3 protein-coding genes are annotated in these 2549 nt (G+C 70.0%); all 3 read left to right on the forward strand.

Annotation, left to right across the window (positions count from 1 at the left end; all coding sequences use genetic code 11):
* Positions 1 to 519, forward strand: a 519-nt coding sequence (locus ACH4UM_RS41705; RefSeq protein ID WP_398191888.1) for an IclR family transcriptional regulator, incomplete at its 5' end; no start/stop codon positions are given.
* Between the two features lie 334 nt (positions 520 to 853).
* Positions 854 to 1618, forward strand: coding sequence for an MIP/aquaporin family protein (locus tag ACH4UM_RS41710; RefSeq protein WP_398191891.1), 765 nt, complete (start codon positions 854 to 856; stop codon positions 1616 to 1618).
* Positions 1615 to 2549: dihydroxyacetone kinase subunit DhaK (gene dhaK / locus ACH4UM_RS41715; protein ID WP_398191894.1), on the forward strand; the 935-nt coding region annotated here is incomplete at its 3' end. The genes ACH4UM_RS41710 and dhaK, both read left to right, overlap by 4 nt.

Below are 2549 nucleotides of genomic sequence, written 5' to 3' on the forward strand. Positions count from 1 at the left end.
GACCAGCTCGCCACCCGGGCGAACGAGGCGGTGTGGGTGGCCGTGCTGACCGGCGACCACGTCCTGGTGGTGCACCACGCCTTCCGGCCCGAGGGCGCGGTGCAGATCCTCGAGGTGGGCGCCAGCATTCCGTGGAGTACGTGTGCCCTGGGCAAGGCCATCGTGGCCTTCCTCCCGGCCGGCGAACGTGAGCGGCTGCTCGCGGGGAAGCCGGCGGTGCTCACCGGCGCCAGTGTCACCGATTCAGGCAAGCTCGCCGGCCAGCTGGAGGAGGTCCGCCGGACCGGGTACGCGATCGAGGACCAGGAGTCGGCCATCGGGGACGCGGGCATCGCCTCGCCCGTGTTCGACCGCTCCGGCGAGGTGGTCGGCGCCATCGGCCTGGTCGGCCCCGTCGAGCGACTGCTGGCCGAACCCGCACGTCAGGAGCTTGCCGTCGCCGTCCGGGAGACCGCCCGCAACCTCTCCCGCGACCTGGGCGCCCCCCGCGGGGCGGCCGCACGCACCACGATGACCTGACCTGCCCCCACAGCCCGGTAGTGACTGTCCCCCTTCCCGCACTCCCCCGTCTGATCGAGGCTCCTCGGCACGCCGCCGGGGGGCCTTCTTCATGTCGACGGAACGCGATGGCTGCGAAGGCTCTTGACAGGTGGGAAACGCGGGCTTAACTTCCGGAACAACGTTCATCCATAGTGAACGATATGCAGCCGGATGCTCAAAGCTGCCCGGCTTCCCCCCTGAGCGGCCGCCAGGTTGCCCGACCCTGACCACCTGGCGGCCACCTCCCTTCACAGCCCGCTCCACGCGGAGGAGGTGAGACGCCCGAGCCGCCGTTTGGCGCTGGGCGCCTTTCATGGAAGAAAACACCTATCCACAGAAGCTTGTGGCCGAGATGCTGGGCACCGCGATGCTGGTGTTCATCGGCGTCGGTTCGGTCCCGGCAACACTTATCGTCAACGGCAAGGCCCCGTTCACCTTCGCCGACCTGGGCATGATCTCGCTGGCGTTCGCCACTGTGGTCATCGCGATGGTCTACGCGATCGGCCATGTATCCGGTTGTCAGATCAACCCGGCCATCACCCTGGCGCTGGCCGCCACGGGGAAGATGCCCTGGCGGGACGTCCCTGGCTATGTCGCGGCCCAGGTGGCCGGGGCGGTGCTGGGCGCGCTGGCCATCGTCGGGGTGCTGGGGAAGAAGGCGGTCGATGTCGGCCTCGGTATCGCCGCCTATGGCAGCGGAGTCGGTGCCGGCCAGGCTTTCTTCGCCGAAGCGGTGGGGACCTTCATCCTTGCCTTCGTCGTCTTCGGTGCCATCGACCGCCGCGCGGCGGGCGGCTTCGCCGGTCTGGCCATCGGTCTCGGTGTGTTCGCGATCATCATCCCGGTGGCACCGGCCACCGCGGCGTCCATCAACCCGGCCAGGACGCTCGGTCCGATGATCACCGGCCAGCTGTTCGACGGCAGCGTCCACTGGGACCAGTTGCCGGTCTACCTGGCCGCCGAGGTGCTCGGCGCGGTTGCCGCCGGTTTCCTGTATGTCGCGCTGAACGCCCGCCGTGGCACCGCCACCGATGTGACGGCCGCGCCGGCCGCAGCTGCTGAGGGAGTCCTGTCATGAAGAAGTTCATCAACGCCCCCGAGACGGTGCTGGACGAGGCGCTGTCCGGGATCGCCGCCGCCCACGCCGGACTGAGGGTCGACGCGGGGAACAAGGTGATCGCCCGCGCCTCGGGTGCCAAGCCGGGCAAGGTCGCCCTCGTCTCCGGCGGCGGTTCCGGGCATGAGCCCCTGCACGGCGGCTTCGTGGGTCTGGGCATGCTCGACGCCGCCTGTCCCGGCGAGGTGTTCACCTCGCCCGTGCCCGGCCAGATGCTGGCCGCGGCCCAGGCCGTCGACGGCGGCGCGGGCGTGCTGTTCGTCGTGAAGAACTACACCGGTGACGTCCTCAACTTCCAGATGGCCGCCGAACTGGCCACCGAGGAGGGCATCACGGTGGAGACCGTCCTGGTCGACGACGACGTCGCGGTCCAGGACTCCACCTGGACCGCGGGGCGCCGGGGCACCGGGGCCACCGTCTTCGTCGAGAAGATCGCCGGCGCGCTCGCCGAGCGGGGTGGCGACCTCGCCGCCGTGGCGGAGATGGCCAAGCGGGTGAACGCCGTCTCCCGGTCCTTCGCCGTCGCACTGACCGCTTGCACCACCCCCGCCTCCGGCAAGCCGGGTTTCGACCTGCCCGGGGACGAGATGGAGGTCGGTGTCGGCATCCACGGCGAACCCGGCCGCCGGCGCGAGAAGCTGCGCCCCGCCAGGGAGATCGTGGCAACCGCCCTGGACGCGATCCTTGCCGACCAGCCGCTGACCGCCGGTGACGAGACCGTCGTCATGGTCAACGGCCTGGGCGGCACACCGCTCATCGAGCTGTACGTGGTCTTCAACGAGGTCGCCGCCGCACTCGCGGACAAGGGCGTGGTCATCGCCCGCAACCTCGTCGGCAACTATGTGACCAGTCTGGACATGGCCGGTGTTTCCGTCACCGTGTGCAAGGCCGA

This window comes from Streptomyces sp. NPDC020801 (assembly GCF_044334385.1).
Classification (GTDB): domain Bacteria; phylum Actinomycetota; class Actinomycetes; order Streptomycetales; family Streptomycetaceae; genus Streptomyces.